21 protein-coding genes are annotated in these 21,384 nt (G+C 52.6%); 10 read left to right on the top strand and 11 right to left on the bottom strand.

Annotation, left to right across the window (positions count from 1 at the left end):
* The first annotated feature begins 200 nt into the window (after positions 1-200).
* Both ABXG94_RS02445 and ABXG94_RS02440 read left to right on the top strand, forming a co-directional pair.
* On the top strand, positions 201-1,064 hold the full coding sequence (locus ABXG94_RS02445; RefSeq protein WP_353533981.1) for an S-methyl-5'-thioadenosine phosphorylase: 864 nt from the start codon (positions 201-203) through the stop codon (positions 1,062-1,064).
* 63 nt (positions 1,065-1,127) lie between these two features.
* On the top strand, positions 1,128-1,667 hold the full coding sequence (locus ABXG94_RS02440; protein WP_353532092.1) for an adenine phosphoribosyltransferase: 540 nt from the start codon (positions 1,128-1,130) through the stop codon (positions 1,665-1,667).
* Between the two features lie 22 nt (positions 1,668-1,689).
* On the opposite strand, the gene ABXG94_RS02435 is transcribed toward ABXG94_RS02440, so the two are convergent.
* From ABXG94_RS02435 to coxB, 10 genes are all read right to left on the bottom strand, one after another.
* On the bottom strand, positions 1,690-3,108 hold the full coding sequence (locus tag ABXG94_RS02435) for an FAD-binding oxidoreductase (RefSeq protein WP_353532091.1): 1,419 nt from the start codon (positions 3,106-3,108) through the stop codon (positions 1,690-1,692).
* Positions 3,109-3,160: 52 nt separating this feature from the next.
* Complete coding sequence (locus ABXG94_RS02430; RefSeq protein ID WP_353533980.1) at positions 3,161-3,745, bottom strand: GNAT family N-acetyltransferase; 585 nt, start codon at positions 3,743-3,745, stop codon at positions 3,161-3,163.
* On the bottom strand, positions 3,745-5,007 hold the full coding sequence (locus tag ABXG94_RS02425) for a M16 family metallopeptidase (protein ID WP_353532090.1): 1,263 nt from the start codon (positions 5,005-5,007) through the stop codon (positions 3,745-3,747). Before ABXG94_RS02425 ends, ABXG94_RS02430 begins: the two co-directional genes overlap by 1 nt.
* On the bottom strand, positions 5,004-6,392 hold the full coding sequence (gene thrC, locus ABXG94_RS02420) for a threonine synthase (protein WP_353532088.1): 1,389 nt from the start codon (positions 6,390-6,392) through the stop codon (positions 5,004-5,006). The genes ABXG94_RS02425 and thrC overlap by 4 nt, the downstream gene beginning before the upstream one ends.
* Positions 6,393-6,397: 5 nt before the next feature.
* On the bottom strand, positions 6,398-7,075 hold the full coding sequence (locus tag ABXG94_RS02415; protein ID WP_353532087.1) for an SURF1 family protein: 678 nt from the start codon (positions 7,073-7,075) through the stop codon (positions 6,398-6,400).
* A 92-nt stretch (positions 7,076-7,167) separates the two neighbouring features.
* On the bottom strand, positions 7,168-7,968 hold the full coding sequence (locus ABXG94_RS02410) for a cytochrome c oxidase subunit 3 (protein WP_353532086.1): 801 nt from the start codon (positions 7,966-7,968) through the stop codon (positions 7,168-7,170).
* A gap of 7 nt (positions 7,969-7,975) precedes the next feature.
* Entirely contained in the window at positions 7,976-8,578 is a 603-nt protein-coding gene (locus tag ABXG94_RS02405) for a cytochrome c oxidase assembly protein (protein WP_353532085.1), read from the bottom strand.
* A complete protein-coding gene (locus tag ABXG94_RS02400) occupies positions 8,578-8,739 on the bottom strand; it encodes a cytochrome c oxidase system small membrane protein (RefSeq protein ID WP_353532084.1) in 162 nt (53 codons plus the stop codon). Before ABXG94_RS02400 ends, ABXG94_RS02405 begins: the two co-directional genes overlap by 1 nt.
* Positions 8,736-9,677 carry a heme o synthase gene (cyoE, locus tag ABXG94_RS02395; RefSeq protein WP_353532083.1) on the bottom strand — a complete coding sequence of 314 codons (942 nt, stop codon included), beginning with the start codon at positions 9,675-9,677 and terminating at the stop codon, positions 8,736-8,738. The genes ABXG94_RS02400 and cyoE overlap by 4 nt, the downstream gene beginning before the upstream one ends.
* 85 nt (positions 9,678-9,762) lie before the next feature.
* Positions 9,763-10,686 (bottom strand): cytochrome c oxidase subunit II, encoded by a 924-nt coding sequence (coxB, locus tag ABXG94_RS02390; protein WP_353532082.1) that lies wholly within the window; start codon positions 10,684-10,686, stop codon positions 9,763-9,765.
* A 178-nt stretch (positions 10,687-10,864) separates the two neighbouring features.
* Here coxB and tldD point away from each other — a divergent pair, with 178 nt between their 5' ends.
* The 5 genes from tldD to ABXG94_RS02365 all read left to right on the top strand — a co-directional run bounded on the left by tldD (position 10,865) and on the right by ABXG94_RS02365 (position 18,008).
* A complete protein-coding gene (tldD, locus tag ABXG94_RS02385) occupies positions 10,865-12,286 on the top strand; it encodes a metalloprotease TldD (protein WP_353532080.1) in 1,422 nt (473 codons plus the stop codon).
* Between the two features lie 133 nt (positions 12,287-12,419).
* On the top strand, positions 12,420-13,580 hold the full coding sequence (dprA, locus tag ABXG94_RS02380; RefSeq protein WP_353532078.1) for a DNA-processing protein DprA: 1,161 nt from the start codon (positions 12,420-12,422) through the stop codon (positions 13,578-13,580).
* A 151-nt stretch (positions 13,581-13,731) separates the two neighbouring features.
* Complete coding sequence (topA, locus tag ABXG94_RS02375) at positions 13,732-16,467, top strand: type I DNA topoisomerase (RefSeq protein WP_353532077.1); 2,736 nt, start codon at positions 13,732-13,734, stop codon at positions 16,465-16,467.
* A 204-nt stretch (positions 16,468-16,671) separates the two neighbouring features.
* Positions 16,672-17,376, top strand: a complete 705-nt coding sequence (locus tag ABXG94_RS02370) for a CoA transferase subunit A (RefSeq protein ID WP_353532076.1) — start codon at positions 16,672-16,674, stop codon at positions 17,374-17,376.
* Between the two features lie 2 nt (positions 17,377-17,378).
* A complete protein-coding gene (locus ABXG94_RS02365) occupies positions 17,379-18,008 on the top strand; it encodes a 3-oxoacid CoA-transferase subunit B (RefSeq protein ID WP_353532075.1) in 630 nt (209 codons plus the stop codon).
* Between the two features lie 39 nt (positions 18,009-18,047).
* Here the strand turns inward: ABXG94_RS02365 and ABXG94_RS02360 are convergent, their stop codons facing one another.
* Positions 18,048-18,677 (bottom strand): M23 family metallopeptidase, encoded by a 630-nt coding sequence (locus tag ABXG94_RS02360; protein WP_353532074.1) that lies wholly within the window; start codon positions 18,675-18,677, stop codon positions 18,048-18,050.
* Positions 18,678-18,804: 127 nt separating this feature from the next.
* Here ABXG94_RS02360 and ABXG94_RS02355 point away from each other — a divergent pair, with 127 nt between their 5' ends.
* From ABXG94_RS02355 to accC, 3 genes are all read left to right on the top strand, one after another.
* Positions 18,805-19,347, top strand: coding sequence for a LuxR C-terminal-related transcriptional regulator (locus ABXG94_RS02355; RefSeq protein WP_353532072.1), 543 nt, complete (start codon positions 18,805-18,807; stop codon positions 19,345-19,347).
* A gap of 175 nt (positions 19,348-19,522) precedes the next feature.
* The gene (gene accB, locus ABXG94_RS02350; protein ID WP_353532071.1) at positions 19,523-20,020 is read left to right on the top strand and encodes an acetyl-CoA carboxylase biotin carboxyl carrier protein; all 498 of its coding nucleotides are present in this window, start codon (positions 19,523-19,525) and stop codon (positions 20,018-20,020) included.
* A 9-nt stretch (positions 20,021-20,029) separates the two neighbouring features.
* Entirely contained in the window at positions 20,030-21,379 is a 1,350-nt protein-coding gene (gene accC, locus ABXG94_RS02345; protein ID WP_353532070.1) for an acetyl-CoA carboxylase biotin carboxylase subunit, read from the top strand.
* The last annotated feature ends 5 nt before the right edge of the window (positions 21,380-21,384 follow it).

Genomic DNA, 21,384 nt, shown 5'->3' with positions numbered 1-21,384 from the left:
CTCCAAGTTTAGGTAAGAACCGATGCAGCCAATCGCCCTATCCAAATTATTGCGCCAAGGGCTCAAAACCGGTCTTCAAACTCATGTGACACCCTGACTTCAAGCCGCAATTCTTGGTTGCATATCCCCTTTAGCCTGTCCAAGAATAAAGCCAGAAATAACCACAGGAGCACCCCGTGATTGACGCGAAAAAAGACACCATGATTGCCGTGATCGGCGGGTCTGGAATCTATGACATAGATGGCCTCAGAAAGGCAGCTTGGGTCACCGTCGAGACACCATGGGGTGCGCCGTCAGATCAGATTCTTACCGGCTCTCTGGATGGCGTGAAAATGGCGTTTTTGCCTAGACACGGACGTGGCCACAAACATTCTCCTACAACCGTGCCTTACCGTGCCAATATCGATGCTTTAAAACGCCTTGGAGCCACCGATGTTATTTCTGTTTCAGCATGTGGTTCGTTCCGCGAACACATGGCTCCTGGTGATTTTGTTATTGTTGATCAGTTTATCGATCGCACATTTGCCCGTGAAAAATCATTTTTCGGAACTGGCTGCGTCGCCCATGTCAGCGTCGCGCACCCGACCTGCCTTCGCCTGTCAGACGCCTGTGTAGCAGCCGCAAAATCAGCCGACATTACAGTGCATCGCGGCGGCACCTATTTGGCCATGGAGGGCCCACAATTCTCAACCCTGGCTGAATCCAAACTCTATCGAGAGCAATGGGGATGTGACGTCATCGGGATGACCAATATGCCAGAGGCAAAATTGGCCCGTGAAGCAGAGCTTTGTTACGCCTCGGTCGCAATGATCACCGATTATGACAGTTGGCACCCCGAACACGGAGAGGTTGACGTCACTGAAATCATCAAAACTTTGATGGGTAACGCCGACAAAGCGCGCGCTCTTGTCAAACAACTGCCCAGCCTTTTGGGTGCAGAGCGCGAAGATTGCCCACATGGCTGTGACAAGGCCTTGGAATACGCCATTTTGACAGCGCCTGACGCACGCGATTCCGCGCTGCTGGCCAAACTGGATGCCATCGCCGGGCGCGTTCTTACCTAGGAACTACGCCAGACAAAACCAGTGCCTATCTTAATATCTATTACAGTGCCAAAGGGGGGCAACATGCCCAAAACCAAAGAAGTCAAAGACTACATTCGTACAATCGTAGATTTTCCTCACGAAGGGATCTTCTTTCGTGATGTGACGACGCTCTTTGCTGACCCACGCGGTTTTCGTATGGCCATCGACCAAATGGTTCACCCTTATGCTGGCGAACGCATCGACAAGGTCATTGGTCTGGAAGCGCGCGGATTTATACTTGGGGGGGCGATTGCCCATCAGCTAAGTGTGGGCTTTGTTCCCGTGCGCAAGAAAGGCAAGCTGCCCGGCACAACAATTTCGCAGCACTATACGCTTGAATACGGCGAAGCCATCGTAGAAATCCACGATGATGCCATCAAGCCAGGCGAAAAAGTCCTAATCGTCGATGATCTTCTAGCAACGGGTGGCACCGCAGAGGCCGGAATCAAACTCATCGAACGATTGGGTGGCGACATCGTTGGCTGCGCCTTTGTCGTAGACCTTCCAGCACTCGGAGGCCGAAAGAAACTTGAAACCATGGGTATGGATGTGCATGTATTGTGCGACTTTGAGGGCCTCTAGGTGCAAGGTGCTAAACCCCTATTTACCCTGCAGAAAAAACAGCCCCTGGGTTCATGATTCCTAATGGATCCAGCAGCGTTTTGACCGCATGCATCGTATCATACTTCACCGGTTCGCTGTAACGCTTCAGATCATCGGTCTTTAGGCGCCCAACACCGTGTTCTGCACTAAACGAACCTCCATAATGATGCACTAAATCATGCACAGCATGTTGAATTTTCGCTTGTAGGTCTCTGTAATCACTCTTTCTTCCTCCTGCGGGTGGAAACACATTAAAATGTAAATTCCCATCCCCAAGATGACCAAAACAGTTGACCCGAAAAGGTCCGATGTCCGCAACGACGGCCTGACCTTCGTCAATAAACGCAGGGATACGCTCTATTGGAATCGAAACATCATGGCTGCTGATCGAACCGACAACACGATTCGCGGCTGGAATGTTTTCGCGTACCGCCCAAAACTCGTCGCGTTGCTTGGCAGACATGGCAATCATCCCATCCAGCACAATCTCGCCTTCCAACGCCTCCTGCAACATACGCGTAAGACAATCTTGTCCCGCCATTGACTTGGGCAGGCCCAACTCGATCAGCACAAGCCAGTCTGGCAATTCTGAAAACGGCAACCGAATATCTGGCAGGCTGGCTTGTAGGAAATTCAGACTTTCGCGCGCAATCAGCTCAAAGGCACTGATCGTCTCTCCAAAGTGGGTTTGTGCCAAAGACAGCAGCGCCAAAGCTGCCTCTACAGAGGGAACTGCCAACATCGCTGTTTCATGCGCAACAGGTTGCGAAAATAGCCGCAAAGATGCGGCGGTTATCACACCCAGAGTGCCCTCGCTGCCAATCAACAGGTTCTTGATATCATAGCCAGTGTTGTTTTTGCGCAATGGCGACAAGCCACGCCATATTTCTCCGTTGGGCAAGACGGCCTCTAACCCAAGACAAAGATCCCGTGCACTTCCATAGCGCAATACATTCAAACCACCCGCATTCGTCGACAAATTACCGCCGATTTGTGCGGACCCCTGTGCCGCCAGAGACAAAGGAAACAGCCGATCAACAGCCTCTGACGCGGCCTGAACATCTGCAAGGATACAGCCTGCTTCCGCGACAATTACGCCGGATGCCGCCGAAACAGAGCGGATCATGTTCATCCGCTCCAGCGACAACACCAGAGGTCGCGGCCCGTCAGGAATAACCTGACCTCCAACAAGACCTGTGCCTCCACCATAGGGCACCAAACCAACACGCTCGGAAGCGCAGGCTTTTACAATTATGGCAACCTCTTCAACGCTGCGAGGCAAGGCCAACAGAGCGGACTCGCGATGAAAACGTCCCCGCGACTCTTCTAAATATTTGCGGTCTGCATCGCGCAGCGTATCGTTGGGGAGCAAAGGCCGCAGCATGTCTGCAAAATTTGAATCAGCAGCATTTAAACTCATAAGGCAGGCCTTTACAGATTGTTGAATGGCGACCGATCACAAGCCCGACTTGTCAGCCGGCCAGCGTCCGTCCCCGGCGATCGTTGCGCAACGAAGCGTATAACACATGTGTGCGCCAACGGCCGTTAATTTGCAGATAGCTCTGTGCGACACCTTCGTATTTGAAACCTGATTTTTCCAGCACACCACGGCTCGCCACATTCTCTGGCAAACAGGCGGCCTCTACCCGGCTCAGATCAAGGCGCTGAAAAGCGTAGTGAACAACCGCGTCAATCGCCTCTTTCATATATCCCTGTCGGATGAAATCTTGACCGATCCAATAACCCAAAGTGCCAGCCTGTGCTGGCCCGCGGCGAATATTGTCCAGCGTTATTGCCCCCATCAGGCAATCATCCTCGCGGCGCACCAAAAACAGCGGCACAGCCGTCCCACTGTTAATGGATCGTTGTGCCCAATACACCCGGTTGGTAAAATTGCGTCGCACCAGATGATCCGCAGCCCAAACCGGTTCCCAAGGCGTTAAAAAGTCAGCACTGCTCTCGCGCAACCAAGCCCAATTGCGAAAATCCCCATGAATCGGGGGACGCAAAACCATGCGCTCGGTGTCAATGCGTATTTTTTTGCGCCCCAGCAGCATCACGCCGCACGCCTATCCTGCAAATTCACCAAATCAGGTGCATCAGACACTGGCCCATAAAGCGCCAGCGCTGCCCGCGCCTGAACTGCCATATGCTCTGCAAAACCACGCACATCATTGTCGGTAACCGCATCAATCTTTTCTACGGTCTCTGCCAAATCAGGCACACGGTTCCAAATCGACAGCATGCGCGCCAAACGCTCCGCACGGCTCGAGGGGCTTTCCAGCCCCATCAACATGCCCGCTTTCATCTGAACCCGCGCACGCTCGATCTCTTTAGCATTCATATCCTCTGCGGCGCGCTTCAGCTCGTCTATTGTGATATTCGCCAGATCTGCAATTTGGTCGCCCGAAGTGCCCGCATAAATCGTGGTCATGCCACTATCTGCATATGCACCAGCCGAGGCGTAAATCGTATAGCACAGCCCACGCTTTTCACGCACCTCTTGAAACAGGCGCGACGACATCCCGCCCCCCAGTGCCACAGAATAAATCTGCGCGGCATAGATATCGGGGCTGCAATAATTCGGGCTTTCCAAGCCAAGGGCAAAATGCGCTTGCTCCAAGCTCTTTTCCTGCCGGAACTCACCGCCGGAAAACGCGGCAGGCAAAATCTCCATAGATTTGCCAGGCACCATATCGCCAAACAGATCTTCGGCAATTTTAACGATTTCATCGTGATCAACGCCACCGGCTGCCGCCAAGATCATGCGCTCTGGGCCATAATGCTCGGCGACAAACCCCGACAAATCATCTTTGCCAAAGTTCTGAACCCGCTCTTCCGGGCCCAAAATAGTCCGTCCCAAAGGCTGATCTTGATAAGCACGTTCTTGTAGCCAGTCAAAGATCACGTCATCTGGCGTATCAAGCGCCTGACCAATCTCTTGCAAAATCACGCCGCGCTCAACTTCGATTTCGTTGGGATCAAAAATGGGATTGCGCAGGATATCTCCGATAACATCCATCGCCAGCGGGACATCGTTCTTTAGAACACGTGCGTAATAGGCCGTGACCTCTCGGCTGGTATAGGCGTTGATATAGCCGCCAACGTCCTCGATCGCCTCGGCAATATCCAATGCGCTGCGGCGCTTGGTGCCCTTAAAGGCCATATGTTCAAGAAAATGGGCAATCCCATTTTGCTTGGGGCGTTCATGACGCCCTCCGGCTGTAACCCAGACGCCCACGGACGCAGATTGCAATCCGGGCATATGCTCGGTTGCAATACGAAAGCCATTTGAAAGTGTGTGAATTCTTACGGTCAACGTGATGCGATCCGATCTTTAATAATGGTCTGAAGCAGAGGCAGTTGATTTGGCACTTTGCACATACGCTCCTCCTGCCCCATCATATCCTGCATATGCGCAGGCAACGCTGGACGGGTCCCCATTGCCATTTCAACGGCATCCGGGAATTTCGCCGGATGCGCTGTTGCCAAGGTGATCATAGGAACCTCGGATTGGTATTCGTGTCCAACCTTAACGCCAACCGCCGAATGGGGGCAAAGCACCTCACCGCTGGCCGCAAACTCAGATTTGATTGTGTCTTTGGTTTCAGCTTCTGTGGCGCGACCTGACACAAATTGTTCGCGCAAAGCTTCCATCGCCCCCTGGCTGATCGTAAACGAACCTTCTTTTAGTTCGTCCATCAATTGGGCCACAGCGGCCCCATCCCGATCATAAGCGTCAAACAACGCCCGCTCAAAATTGGACGACACCTGAATGTCCATAGAGGGGCTGATGGACGGCGTCACACCTTGTTTGGTGTAAGCCCCGGTTTGCATTGTACGATGCAAAATATCATTCTGGTTGGTTGCGATCACCAGCTTCTCGATGGGCAGGCCCATTTTCTTAGCTATATAGCCCGCAAAAATATCCCCAAAGTTTCCGGTCGGAACCGTAAAACTTACCTTGCGATGTGGTGCGCCAAGTGAAACGGCCGAAGAAAAGAAATACACAACTTGCGCCAAGACGCGCGCCCAATTGATCGAATTCACCCCCGCCAGCTTAACGCCATCGCGGAATTCAAAATCATTGAACATGTCTTTCAGGCGGGCCTGACAATCGTCAAAGTCACCTTCCAAAGCCAAAGCATGTACATTGGCATCATCAGGCGTCGTCATCTGCTTGCGTTGAATGTCGGATACGCGCCCATTGGGGAACAGAATAAAGACGTCCACGTTTTTCAGACCACGAAACGCCTCGATTGCGGCAGAGCCTGTGTCACCAGAGGTGGCACCGACAATGGTCACTCGCTCTTTGCGGCGTGCCAGCTCAAATTGGAACAGCTGCCCAATTAACTGCATGGCAAAGTCTTTAAAGGCCAGAGTTGGTCCGTGAAACAGCTCTAGCAAATAATGATTTGGGGCCAGCTGGACCAATGGTGCACGTGCGTCATGGCGAAACCCTGCATAAGCCCGCCCAATAATTCCTTGGAATTCCTCGTCGGTAAAACTGTCACCGATAAACGGCTTCATTACCCGAAACGCAATTTCCTCGTACGACAAACCAGCCAGGCCAGCGATCTCGTCGTGGGTCATGGTAGGGATCTTCTTGGGCACATACAGCCCGCCATCGCGCGCAAGCCCAGTCAACATGGCTTCGGTGAAACTCAGTTCCGGTGCGTTTCCGCGCGTAGATATATATTTCACGGCTTTTAGACCTTTTTCTGTTTGCGCATGCGGCGCAGGTAATAAAGCGTCATCATGACCCAGACGGCCGCTAGGCCATACCAAGTCACAGCGTATTGCAGGTGATCGTTGGGAATACCAGAGGAAGCAACTGGCAACGGCGTGACCTGAGGATCTTTTTCTGTGGTACTTCGGGCAACAACTAAGATTTCTTCAGTGTCGAGTGCTTTGGCCAGTGTCGGCACATGCCGCGAAAACCAAATATTGGCATTGGTATCATTTTCTGGCGTATAGCTGTCAACTTCCTGCGGCCAGTGCAAATTGCCCTGGACCGTGGTTTGAACCATGGGGCGCTGCGCATCTTTGCTAGGCGGATAGACCCAACCGCGATCCAAAAGCACCCGCCTCCCGTCCGTGGTTTCAAAAGCCGCGATCACACGATAAATCGCACCTGTATCACGGGTCGAGGCAAGCACATGAACTTCGTCTTGGGTGATCAGGCCCTGCACTGTGACCGCTAAAAACTTGTCTGCGTCTGGATCCAGTTCAACTGGCAGCGCCACCGGTTCTGCTGCGATCTGCCGGTCAATTTGCGCCAGAACGTTTTCTTTCCAGGCCAACCGGCGCACTTGCCAGCTGCCCAGCGAAAGCAAAATCGCAGTGCCCAAAATGCCAAATGTCAAAGGTAGAATTAGTCGCCGCACAGCAGGCCCTTTAAAACCAAAGTCGCGACGGATGATCCGTCGCGACTTGCTTTAATCCTATCAACTCAAAAGGTCCAACCTTTTGCGCGTCCTTATTGGCCCCAGATGTAGACCGCTGCAAAAAGAAACAGCCAAACCACATCCACAAAGTGCCAGTACCAAGCCGCGGCTTCAAAGCCCACGTGCTGTTCTTTGGTGAAGTGGCCGCTCATCAAGCGCAGCAAACACACCAGCAAAAAGATGGTTCCGATCAGAACGTGAAAACCGTGGAAACCTGTCGCCATAAAGAAGTTGGCACCATAGATGTTTCCATCAAAGGAAAAGGCTGCGTGGCTGTATTCATAAACCTGAAAGACCGTGAACAACACGCCCAGAGCCACAGCAATAATCAGACCCCACTTCATATCTTGACGGTTGTCCTCATGGGCCAACGCATGGTGCGCCCAGGTTGCGGCGCAACCAGAACACAGCAAAATCAAAGTATTGATCAGCGGCAGGTGAAATGGGTCAAACGTCTCAATGCCTGCTGGTGGAAACATACCGTCAATCATCGGGCTGTCTGGACCCATGGGGTAAATTGCGTGCTTAAAGAAGCTCCAGAACCAAGCCGAGAAGAACATAACTTCTGACATGATGAACAAAATAAAGCCGTAGCGCAGGCCGATTTGCACCACCGGTGTGTGATCGCCGACTTTGCTTTCAGCAACAACTTCTGCCCACCAGCCAAACATGACGTACAAGACGCCAGCCAGGCCAATCAGGAACATCCACGGACCTTTGTCGTGGAACATAAGAACCGCGCCGAACAGCATAATAAAGCCGCCCAATGCGCCCAAGAACGGCCACCAAGAAGGGGCCAAAATGTGATAATCGTGATTTTTAGCGTGCGCCATAGTGGAGTTATCCCTCGTTGGAGGTTCGGTTTATTGTTGTTTCTACGGCATCAACACCATGTGTCAAAGCCGCGGTTTCTTCGGGAAGGTCGATCTCATAGAACGTATAGCTCAACGTGATCTCTTTAACATATTTTGCGTCACGATCCGTGACGATTTCCGGATCGACAAAGAACGTCACAGGCATGTCGACGCGTTCGCCGGGCATCAGCACTTGTTCGGTAAAACAAAAGCAGTCGATTTTCGAGAAAAACCCACCGGCCTCATAGGGCGTGACATTATAGCTGGCCTGCCCCGCAATAGGCCGATCGGTTGGATTATAAGCTTCATAAAACGCCAAACCGGTTTCACCGATTTTAAGTTCCATTTCCAGTTGCTGAGGTTTGAAATCCCACAGCATGCCACGGTCTTTACTCGCATCAAATTTGACTTTGATGGTCTGATCCAAGACAACGTCAGACCCCGCATCGGCAATGCTTGTGACACCGCCAAAACCGGTGACACGACAAAACCAATCGTAAAACGGCACAGACGCATAGGCCAAGCCGGCCATCAAAACGACAACACCGCTTAGCTTAGCAACTGTTCTGACGTTTTGATCCATTGGCATCAGTTTTGCACTTTCACGCTTTGTGGCTCAAAGTCACCACGTGTAACCTTGACGACCGTAAGTCCAAAAATAATGGCAACAAAGCCGATCAATACAGCGGCCAGCCCTAGGTTGCGGCCCAAACGACGCTTATGCAATTCGTGGTCTTCGCGAAAGCTCATGACCAACCTCCAAATCCATAAGGCGCAAGAGCCGCCTCAGCCAAAATCGCACCGAAATGCAGGAAAAGATACAACAGCGATAGTCCAAAAAAGCTCTTTTCGCGCTTGTGATTGTCTGCCTCACATTGCGCATCGCTACGCCGCCAAATTGCAACGGCACCCGCAACAAACAAAGCATTCAGGACAACAGCAACTGTCAGGTAAATCGGACCACCGATTGAGGTGAATGCAATACCCAAAGCCACCACAGCAAGTATCAGCGTATAGATCAAAATGTGATTACGTGTTGACGCACGCCCATTGGTCACGTGCAACATTGGCACGCCCGCATCTTTGTAATCAGACTTCATGAACAGACAAAGCGCCCAGAAATGCGGCGGCGTCCACATAAAGATCAGCGTAAACATCAAGACGCTTTCAACTGACACACCACCTGTGACAACCGCCCAGCCAATCATTGGCGGAAAAGCCCCCGCAGCGCCACCAATGACAATGTTCTGCGGTGTCCAGCGTTTCAGCCACATGGTGTAGATCACCACGTAAAAGAAAATTGTGAACGCCAGCAGGCCAGCGGCCACAAGATTTGTCGCCAACCCAAGCATCACAACCGCAAAAACAGAAAGCGTCATGCCGAAAGCAAACGCTTCGTCGCGAGAAACCTTACCAGACGGAATTGGCCGCGATTTTGTGCGGCTCATGATCTGATCGATGTCTGAATCATACCACATGTTCAGTGCACCAGAGGCCCCGCCCCCGACCGCAATGAACAAGATCGCGCAGAACGCGACAAAGGGATGAACCCCACCAGGTGCCGCCAAAAGACCGACCATGGCAGTGAACACCACCAAGGACATCACCCGCGGCTTTAGCAAAGCAAAATAGTCCCCGAAAGAGGCCTCGCTTTCCTGCGCTGGCGAATGAAGACTGGCGTCGCTCATGATCTGTCCTGTTCACAAAAGTGAGCCGCAGCTCACGTGGATTTGGGCAGAGCGCGCAAACAACGCGCCCTGAAAGTGTTTGGCTTTAGTTAGCTGCTGCCAACTCAAAAGCTGTTGGCACGGTGCCAGTTTCCGCAAACTCTTCTTGCGCAACTTTCACCCAGTCAGCGAATTTCTCTTTGCTGACAACTTCCACAGTGATCGGCATATAGGTGTGGTCTTTGCCGCAAAGCTCAGAACACTGACCGAAGAAAACGCCTTCTTTTTCGGCTTTGAACCAAAGCTGTGCCAAACGACCTGGCACCGCATCTTGTTTCACACCAAAGGCTGGAATGGTCCAAGAGTGAATTACGTCATCAGCGGTCACGCCCATAACAACCACGGTATCCACAGGCACAACTACCCGTGTGTCTGTCGCCAGCAAGAATTCATCGCTTTCATAGCCATTTTCGACCAATTTGGTCTCCATGGCTTCAGACATTACATATGGAACGATCTCAGCATCCGCCGGGCGCGCTGTTTCATCAAGCGTTGCCGGTTGGCCGATCATATAACTGTCAAACTCCAGCTCTTGCTCTGGATATTCATAAGTCCAATACCACTGGTGGCCCGTGACTTTGATATACAGTTCAGATTCTGGAATTTCTTGGTTTTTAAACAAAACCGGAAGGCTGAACGCCCCAATGAAAATCAAAACCAAGATTGGACCGATGGTCCAGACGATTTCAATTGGTGTGTGGTGCGTAAAGCTCGCAGGATTTGGATTAGATTTGCGGTTAAAACGCAGGATACAAATCAGCAGCAACAGCGCCACAAATACCGTGATGACAGCGATGATCACGTTGATCATGCTGTCCAGCGACTGAATATCGCGAGACAGTTCTGTTACGGGCGTTTGAAAGCCCGTTGCTTTATCAACAGGTTTGCCAATGTGCTCAGCTTGCTGAGCCATGGCCGGAAGGGCGTTAAAGGCTGCCCAAAGTCCCATGAGGGTCGAAAGAATTCGCATGTGTCACCCTGATCGGTTACGTATTTCATCGTTATTACGGGGGAATTTCATCCCTTAGGACGGAATCCCGTTGTTTTGTCGGTGCTATGAACCATATTCTAGCGTGCAGATAAAGGAATATGCTTGCGTCAAACAGACGCTTTTTTGATTTAGATCAAAAATTTCTAGGCAGGAGCACATGACAGAAACACTTTTTGACCCCTTTCACACAAATTTAGACGAGGGTCGCGCCCTTTCTATGCTGCGTGAAGCCACCGCAGGCGCTGAAGATGGCGAACTGTTCTTGGAACGCAGACGCGCTGAGTCGCTGCTGTTTGACGACGGCCGCATTAAGACCGCCAGTTATGATGCCTCAGAAGGATTCGGCTTGCGCGCGGTCAATGGCGAGGTCTCCGGCTATGCACACTCAAGCGAAATTTCCGAATCTGCGCTCAAACGCGCGGTCGCAACAGCACGACTCGCAGTAGGTGAAGGCGGCGGAAGTTATGCAGACGGACCCCGAGCCACCAATCGTAAACTTTATACCGATCAAGACCCCATCGCAGGTGCAAGCTTTCCAGTAAAAATCGAAACTTTGCGCGATATCGATACCTTTGCCAGAGATTTGGACCCTCGGGTTGTTCAGGTCAGCGCGTCTTTGGCGGCCTCGCTGCAAGAAGTCGTCATATTGCGACCGGACGGCACCCGCATCACCGACATTCGCCCCATGACGCGTGTAAACGTTTCTGTCATTATTGAACAAGACGGCAGACGCGAAAGTGGCAGCGCAGGTGGCGGTGGCCGCATAGGTCTTGATGGCTTGATCGACCCAAAAGACTGGCAGGATAAAACCCGCGAGGCGCTGCGCGTCGCTTTGGTGAACTTAGATGCAGCCCCTGCCCCGGCCGGACAAATGGAAGTGGTTTTGGCACCAGGTTGGCCCGGCATTCTATTGCACGAAGCAGTGGGCCATGGATTGGAAGGCGACTTTAATCGCAAGGGCAGCTCAAATTTTGCCGGGCGCGTTGGCGAACAGGTCGCATCCAAGGGCGTAACGGTCATCGATGATGGCACAATCCCTGACCGCCGCGGGTCTTTGACGGTCGATGACGAAGGCACGCCATCAGGAAAAAACACTTTGATTCAAGACGGTATCTTGGTTGGCTATATGCAAGACCGCCAGAATGCCCGCTTGATGGGGGTTGAACCCACAGGCAATGGCCGCCGCCAAAGCTATGCACACACACCGATGCCACGCATGACCAATACCTATATGGCAGGGGGCGACAGCGACCCGAAAGATCTAATTGCAGCCCTCAAAGATGGCATCTACGCCGTTGGCTTTGGCGGCGGACAGGTCGACATCACCAATGGTAAATTTGTGTTCTCTTGCACAGAGGCTTACCGCGTGCGCAACGGCGAAGTGCAAGAAGCTGTCAAAGGGGCCACATTGATCGGAGACGGCGCAACGGCCATGACCCAGATCCATGGTCTTGGCAACGATATGGCACTTGATCCGGGCATGGGAAATTGCGGCAAAGCAGGCCAGTGGGTGCCCGTTGGCGTTGGGCAGCCCACGGTTTTGATGGGTGGCCTAACGGTTGGCGGCTCTGCCACCTAAAACGAGCCAATTGAACAGGCTGGCCAGTAGAGCATCACAAAGAGGGGCACGCTGCCCCTCTTTTCATTTCTAAATTCATGGCTCGTTAACCAAGCGCGCCTACAAGTGATTCTGCAAGACGGCGGAGCCACGGATGACTGACAGTCAACATTCTTCCACTCACCCCCAACTCCCACCCACCACGGAGGAAGAAAGGTTCCTTTGGCTTCGTCTCTTGCGTTCTCGCCGGGTTGGGCCAACCACGTTCCATCGGTTGATCGCCGAACATGGCAATGTTACGGAGGCCTTGACAGCACTGCCTGACATAGCTCAGGCAGCTGGCGTCAAAGACTATCAAATTTGTCCCGAACAAATTGTTGCAGACGAGCTGAATGCAGCCAAACTGGCAGGCGCGACCTTGATTTGTAGCGGCGATCAAAACTATCCAACTTCACTCTATGATCTGCCAGACGCCCCACCCATATTATGGGCAGTTGGTCGGCTTGAATTACTAAAAACCCCCTCTATCGCTATCGTCGGGGCGCGAAATGCCTCTTCGCTGGGCACGCGTATGGCGCGTTCCATCGCCGCGGAATTGGGCACCCAAGCCCATGTCACCGTCAGTGGTCTTGCCCGCGGCATCGACGCCGCCGCTCATCAAGCAAGCCTGAAGACTGGCACCATCGCGGTCTTTGCGGGCGGTGTTGACGTTATTTACCCAACTGAAAATACATCACTAGCCAAAGAAATTGCCCAAAACGGTCTTTCATTGTCAGAACAACCAATGGGCATCCACCCCCAAGCCCGACACTTCCCCAGCCGCAACCGCATTATCTCGGGCCTGTCAAAAGCTGTGGTTGTAATAGAAGCCGCCTCAAAATCCGGGTCTTTGATCACCGCAAAAAACGCATTGGACCAGGGTCGGGATGTGCTGGCCGTGCCTGGGCATCCATTTGACACGCGCGCATCTGGTTGCAACATCCTTATTCGCGATGGGGCAACCTTGGTGCGCTGCGCTGAAGATATTCTTGCAGCCATTGCCCCCCTGGCCCCGCCGCAGCAATCAGAGCTGGATCTAACGCCCCCGCGCAACTCACACGCCAGAAGTCAGGCGCAGCCACAAAACCGCAATTTACAGGACACCGCGAAACTGCACCGGCAAATTCTGGACCGTCTTGGCCCAAGCCCTTTGGCCGAAGATCAACTCATTCGTGACCTTCCTGCCGCCACACATGAGATTGCCCCTGCGTTGGTTGATCTGGAACTGGAGGGTAAAATTCAACGACGGGCTGGCGGCCTTCTAACGCGCTCATAAAACATCCGCGATTCACCCGCCGAATTCTTCGGCGCAAAAAACGCACTCACAGCATTTTGTGACTGAGTTTTTCCAAAACATTGACTTCCCCCCTTTCCCACCACATTTTTGCCCGCCATAAGGCCGACCTATTGAGTCGAGAGGAAATTGAATGCCAGTCGTTGTTGTTGAGTCCCCGGCGAAAGCCAAAACAATCAATAAATATCTGGGTTCAGATTATACTGTGCTCGCCTCATATGGGCACATTCGAGACCTACCATCAAAAGATGGTTCAGTGGACACCGACAATGATTTCGCCATGACCTGGGAGATTGACACAAAGTCGCGTCCCCATGTCAAAGCCATTGCCGACGCCCTGAAAGACGACAACAATCTCATTCTCGCAACCGACCCTGATCGCGAGGGCGAAGCCATTTCCTGGCACCTCGAGGAAGCTTTACGCAAACGCCGGGCGATCAAAAAAGACACACCGGTCAGCCGAGTCGTGTTCAACGCGATCACTAAAACAGCCGTCACCGAAGCGATGCAAAATCCACGTCAGGTTGATGAGCCTCTGGTCGAGGCTTATCTTGCACGCCGTGCGCTTGATTATCTAGTTGGCTTCAAATTGTCGCCTGTGCTTTGGCGCAAATTGCCAGGTGCGCGCTCTGCCGGCCGGGTGCAATCCGTTTGCCTGCGTCTGATCGTTGAACGTGAAACCGAAATCGAGGCCTTTAATCCGCAGGAATACTGGTCGGTTAAGGCGCTTTTCACGACACCTCGAGGCAAAGAATTCGAAGCGCGCCTGACCGTTCTAGGCGGCGAAAAGCTCGACAAGATGTCGCTTAAAAACAGCACAGCCGCAGAACTTGCGGTTCAAGCTGTAACATCTAGAAATCTAACAATTAAATCTGTCGAAGCCAAGCCAGCAAACCGCAATCCTTCGGCCCCATTCATGACCTCGACCTTGCAGCAGGAAGCAAGCCGAAAATTTGGCATGGGTGCACGCCAAACCATGAACGCCGCGCAACGTTTGTATGAAGCCGGCCACATCACATATATGCGTACTGACGGCATCGACATGGCACCCGAAGCCGTCACTGCGGCACGCGACGCCATCAAAGACCGCTATGGTGCGGAATACGTCCCACAGTCCCCCCGCATCTATAAAAACAAAGCCAAGAACGCCCAAGAAGCACACGAATGTATCCGGCCTACGGAAATGACGCGCGATGCCAGCCAAATCAAAGTCTCCGAAGACGATCAGCGCAAGCTTTATGATCTGATCTGGAAGCGCACCTTGGCCTGCCAAATGGAAGGCGCTCGGCTGGAACGCACAACGGTTGATATCGCCTCTGACGACCAACAGGTCGAATTGCGCGCCACTGGCCAAGTAGTCAAATTCGATGGTTTTTTGCGGGTTTATGAAGAAGGCCGCGACGATGTCACCCAAGATGATGACGACAAACGCCTACCTCAAATCATGCAGGGTGAACCCGCTCTCTTTGGCCCTACAGGTCTGGCTGCACAATATGCCAAAGCTGTTGGCAAAGACGATGATGTGGTTGAAAACGGCGCTGCAACAAAAGGTTTGCAACGGGCGGACTCTGCAATCCTTTCCTCAGAATCTGGCGTGCTCTCGTTGCAACATCACACCCAGCCGCCCCCACGGTATACCGAGGCGACTTTGGTTAAACGCATGGAAGAATTGGGCATTGGCCGCCCGTCGACCTATGCGTCGGTCATCACAACAATCCAAGATCGCGAATATGTTCGCAAAGACAAAAACCGCCTTTTCCCCGAAGAAAAAGGCCGGATTGTTACGATCTTCCTAATGAATTTCTTCCGCAAATATGTCGGGTACGAATTTACCGCAGAGCTTGAGACCAATCTGGATAACGTCTCTGCTGGTGATATGGATTACAAAGAAGTTCTCAACAACTTCTGGCAAGACTTCTCTGCTGCCATTGCTGAAACCAGCGATCTGCGGGTTTCCGAAGTGCTTGATAAGCTTGACGCAGCTCTGGCCCCGCAGCTTTACCCACCGCGCGAAGATGGCACTGACCCTCGGATTTGCCCCAAATGTGGCACCGGAAATCTGCATCTGAAGACCTCTCGTACCGGTGGATTTGTTGGTTGTGGCAACTACCCAGAATGCCGCTATACCCGTCCATTGAACGGCGATGCAGATGACACAGGTGATGTCGTATTGGGCGAAGACAATGGCGATGAGATCAGCCTGCGTAAAGGCCGTTTTGGCCCCTATGTGCAACGGGGCGAAGTCACCGAAGAAAACAAGAAACCGCCACGCTCAAGCTTGCCGCGCGGGTGGTCTGCTGACGAAATGACGCTTGAAAAGGCGCTGACGCTTTTGTCACTGCCACGCGAAATTGGCCCCCACCCGGACGGCGGCACCATCACCACCAACTTTGGTCGCTTTGGCCCGTATATCATGCACCAGCTGCCCGACGAGGCCAAGCCGGTCTATGCCAACCTTAAAGATCCCAACGATGTTTTCGAAGTTGGTATGAACCGCGCCGTAGAGCTTTTGGCGGAAAAACGTGCCAATCCAGGGCGTCGTGGCAGCAGCGCTGCGGCCAAACCCTTGCGCGAAATGGGCGAACACCCTGATGGTGGCCCAATGAACGTAATGGATGGTCGTTACGGGGCCTATGTTAAATGGGAGAAGGTCAACGCCACTATTCCCAAGGGCGTCGAAGTTGCAGACCTGACCGTTGAAATGGCCATCGATCTGGTAAATGAAAAAGCCGCCAAAAAAGGCGGTGCCAAAAAGAAAAAGGCACCTGCTAAAAAGGCTGCGGCGAAAAAGACAACCACAAAGAAAACCAGCGCTAAAAAAGCGTCGCCTAAAAAACCTGCCAAAGCCGCAGAGACCCCATCAGAATAAAGAAGCGGCCAGAGACCTCTCTGGCCTTTTCCTTTTCCTACAGTCGGCTTTCCACGCTTGCCTACCGCAATTTGCGTCTAGCCACCTGCCCCATAGGGCGACGCAATAAATACCTCCCGTAGTAATACCGTAGTTTGCGGTGCGCGTTGACTTGTCCAGTGCTCTCGCCAATACCTTGCAGCAACCAGACATACGGAGGTTTCCATGAAAAAAGTCTATTCCAGTGCAGAAAAGGCGCTCGAAGGCCTGCTGCATGACGGCATGTTTATTGCCGCCGGCGGCTTTGGCCTTTGCGGCATTCCTGAACTCACATTGCAAGCTATCAAAGAAGCCGGCACAAAAGACCTGACTTTTGCATCCAACAATGCGGGTGTTGACGACTTTGGCATCGGCATTCTGCTGCAAACCAAGCAAGTCAAGAAGATGATCAGCTCGTATGTTGGAGAAAACGCCGAATTCATGCGGCAATATCTTTCCGGCGAGCTAGAGCTTGAATTCAACCCACAAGGCACTTTGGCCGAGCGTATGCGTGCTGGCGGTGCTGGTATTCCAGGTTTCTATACAAAAACCGGCGTGGGCACTGTGATTGCCGAGGGCAAAGACCACCGCGAATTCAACGGCGAGACGTTCATTCTGGAAGAAGGCATTTTTGCCGACCTCGCCATTGTCAAAGCTTGGAAAGCCGATGAAACCGGCAATCTGGTCTTTCGCAAAACTGCGCGCAACTTCAACCAACCTGCTGCCACATGCGGCAAAATCTGCATCGCAGAGGTCGAAGAAATCGTACCAACCGGCTCTTTGGATCCAGATTCCATTCATCTGCCCGGCATCTATGTGCATCGCATCGTACAGGGTGACCATGAAAAGCGCATCGAACAGCGCACCACACGTAAGCGCGAGGAGGCATAATCATGGCTTGGGATCGTAATCAAATGGCTGCCCGCGCAGCCCAAGAATTGCAAGATGGTTGGTATGTAAACCTTGGGATCGGAATTCCGACTCTGGTCTCCAACTATATTCCAGAAGGTGTCGAAGTCACCCTTCAGTCCGAAAACGGTATGCTGGGTATGGGCCCCTTCCCCATCGAAGGAGAAGAGGACGCTGACCTGATCAATGCAGGCAAGCAAACCATCACCGAGCTACCGCAGACTGCCTATTTTGACTCTGCTCAGTCCTTTGCGATGATTCGCGGCGGCAAAATTGCCATGGCAATTTTGGGCGCGATGGAAGTTGCTGAAAATGGCGATTTGGCCAACTGGATGATTCCTGGCAAGCTGGTCAAAGGCATGGGCGGCGCAATGGATCTTGTGGCGGGTGTTGGTCGTGTTGTTGTGGTGATGGATCATGCCAACAAACACGGTCAGTCCAAATTGCTAAAGAAATGCACACTGCCTTTGACAGGTCAGAAAGTTGTTGATCGCATCATCACCAACTACGGTGTACTGGATGTGGTCGAGGGTGGTCTGAAAATCGTCGAGGTTGCCGACGGCGTTACCGAAGACGAATTGCGCGCTGCAACCGAAGCAACCATCGTTAATTAAGCCCATAAAAAATCTAATAAAACCCGAATATTTCGGGTTTTATTTGCACCCAACAGGATAAGTTATCTTAAATTCGTCGGTGCTTAAACCATTCCATTCCGGACCAAAACACGTGATCTGACCCGGGCCTTTAGCCCAAAACTTATGCGGGTCAGTCGCGCTGCCAAATATGCTGGTTCCGCGAAACAACACCTCAAAGTGCAAATGCGGAAATCCGCTGGACAAGAATCCAGTGATCCCCAGGTGGCCAATTTCGCCGCCGCGCTGTACTTGAGCTCCGACTTTGACCAATCGCTTGTCCAGATGAACATACCGCGTGCGGGAGCTTTTGCCACTGCTGTCTGGGGCGTGCAAAATTTCAATTTGATTGCCATATGCCGGGCCCCAATAGGACCGCAACACAACGCCATCCGCTGCGGCGATTACCGGAGTCCCAATGTCCGCATGAATATCAATACCCAAATGCGCGCTGGTATCCCCCACCTTACCATGGTCCAAAGTATTGCGGTATTGCTGGGTAATTGACGGGGCGTTGCCGGGCATTTTCAGCGCAATTTTTTCCGGATAAGACCGACCATATCCCACGCTATATCCGAATTTCTTTTCATCAGACAGGCAACTCGCAAGCACGGCTACGGTGCCAACCAGCGCAATTATTCGAATTCGCATAGAACAGTCTCCTGATATGGTGTCACCAAGATACGCAGCAAATCACCATCTCAAAACCCCCAATATTTACAAACTTAGCACGCCCTTACCTCTTGGCTCTCGTGGCCATCCAAGGCATGGTCAGTTGATGAAAGTCTCAGATATCGCCTACCAGAACGCCCCAATTGGTCTTTGCGTGTTAGAAAACCGCCGGATTCGCAGCCCCAATGATGCTTTTGCAAAGATGTTTGGCACCAGCCAAGAGACCTGCAATGGGGCGTCGATTGCCGACTTCTACGCCTCAAAAGAAGATTACGAATCCTTTGGTGCCCGAGTCCGTATTGCCCTTGAAGCGGACGGGCACCATCATGACGAACGTATCATGAAACGCGCCGACGGCTCGCTTTTCTGGTGCAGAGTCCGCGGAAAATCAATGTCGCCGGACAACCCATTTTATTGCGGTGTCTGGACATTTGCAGATCTCTCTGACGAGCGCCCTGTGGTGACCTTGACCCAGCGCGAGCGCGAAATCGCGATTTTGACCTGCCGAGGAAAAACATCTAAAGAAATCGGTCTAGACCTCAATCTTAGTTATCGAACCATCGAAGAATATCGCGCAAGACTGCTTAAGAAATTTGGTGCGAAAAAACTGGCGGAACTGGTGGCCAAGCTCTCTGGAATGCCATTGTGAATTCGTTCCTGTCCTGCAATCGCAATAATTCCCCGCAATTCCCTGCAAATTATTGTGCTATCAGGCTCAATCGGTCTCATTGGCCCGCTTTTCCTTGCCTACAATTTGGCCTATAACTGCCCCTTAGGGGAAACAATTAAGACTCGCGCAGACCACAGCGCAGCAGAGGACAACCATGAGCAAAAAAACACACGACTCTGACGTCGCCTTTATCGGAGCACTTGCAGAAATGCTGCGTGCCAACGATTTGACAGAAATCGAAGTGATGCGCGAATACAGCGACAACGACAGTTTGAACGTCCGGGTCAGCCGCCAAAACGAAGTGGTTACTGCCATCGCAGCCCCCGTCGCTGCAGCGCCCGCCGTCGCTGCCCCAATTGCCGCACCTGCCGCCGCTGCCGCTGCTCCGGCCGCAGCAAGCGATGACCCTGCAAGCCATCCGGGCGCAGTGACCTCTCCGATGGTCGGCACCGTCTATTTGCAGGCAGAACCAGGCACGCCAGCCTTCATCAGCGTTGGGGCTCAGATCTCCGAGGGTGACACGCTTTTGATTGTTGAGGCCATGAAAACCATGAACCACATTCCCGCGCCACGCTCGGGCACTGTGAAACGCATATTGGTCGAAGATGGTGCAACGATCGAATACGGCGCTCCTCTGGTCATCATCGAATAAGGCGACAGAATGTTTGACAAAATCCTTATTGCCAACCGTGGCGAGATCGCACTTCGAGTGATCCGGGCTTGCCGCGAGATGGGCATCAAATCGGTCGCGGTGCACTCCACTGCCGACTCCGACGCGATGCATGTCCGCATGGCCGACGAAGCCATCTGCATTGGCCCCGCTTCAGGCACCGAAAGCTATTTGAATATTGCATCGATCATCGCTGCTTGCGAAGTCACCGGTGCGCAGGCCATTCATCCGGGCTACGGCTTTTTGTCTGAAAACGCCAAATTCGTACAGATCGTCGAAGACCACGACCTGACATTTATTGGCCCAACAGCGGATCATATCCGCATCATGGGCGATAAGATCACGGCAAAAGAAACCATCAGCGCGCTGGGTGTGCCCTGTGTGCCTGGCTCTGCTGGAGGTGTTCCCAGCCTAGCAGAAGCCAAGCGGATTGGCGCAGAAATCGGCTATCCGGTGATCATCAAGGCCACAGCGGGGGGCGGTGGCAAAGGCATGAAAGTGGCTCAGACGGCCGCCGACATGGAATCCGCTTTTCAAACCGCGCGCGCCGAAGGCAAATCCAACTTTGGCAACGATGAAGTCTATATCGAGAAGTATCTGACAACACCGCGCCACATCGAAATTCAGGTCTTTGGCGATGGCAAAGGCAATGCGGTGCATTTGGGCGAACGCGACTGTTCTTTGCAGCGGCGTCACCAAAAAGTCTTCGAAGAAGCACCTGGACCCACCATCACTGCAGAAGAACGCGCCAAAATTGGCAAAATCTGTGCAGATGCGGTGGCAAACATCAACTATATAGGCGCAGGAACTATCGAATTCCTGTACGAAAACGGCGAGTTTTATTTCATCGAAATGAACACCCGTTTGCAGGTTGAACACCCGGTCACAGAGTCGATCTTTGGTGTTGATCTGGTGCGCGAGCAAATCCGGGTGGCCGAAGGACTTCCGATGTCGTTCACCCAAGACGACCTTGAAATCAATGGCCATTCCATCGAGGTGCGTATCAACGCCGAGCGTTTGCCGAATTTCGCGCCCTGCCCGGGAATGATCACCCATTTTCACGCTCCGGGTGGCCTCGGTGTTCGCATGGATTCCGCTCTCTATGACGGCTACTCCATTCCGCCCTATTACGACAGCTTGATTGGAAAGCTGATCGTGCATGGACGGGACCGCCAAGAAGCGCTGTCACGTCTCAATCGCGCCCTCGGAGAGCTGATTGTGGATGGTATCGATACTACAATCCCGTTGTTCAGTCAGCTTTTGCAAGAAGACGATATTCACAGTGGTAACTATAATATCCACTGGCTGGAAAAATGGCTCGAAGCCACTTACGGGGCTTAATGTTA

Origin of the sequence: Cognatishimia sp. WU-CL00825 (assembly GCF_040364665.1) — a bacterium.
Taxonomy (GTDB): domain Bacteria; phylum Pseudomonadota; class Alphaproteobacteria; order Rhodobacterales; family Rhodobacteraceae; genus Cognatishimia.
This window is presented reverse-complemented; position numbering and strand designations above follow the sequence as displayed.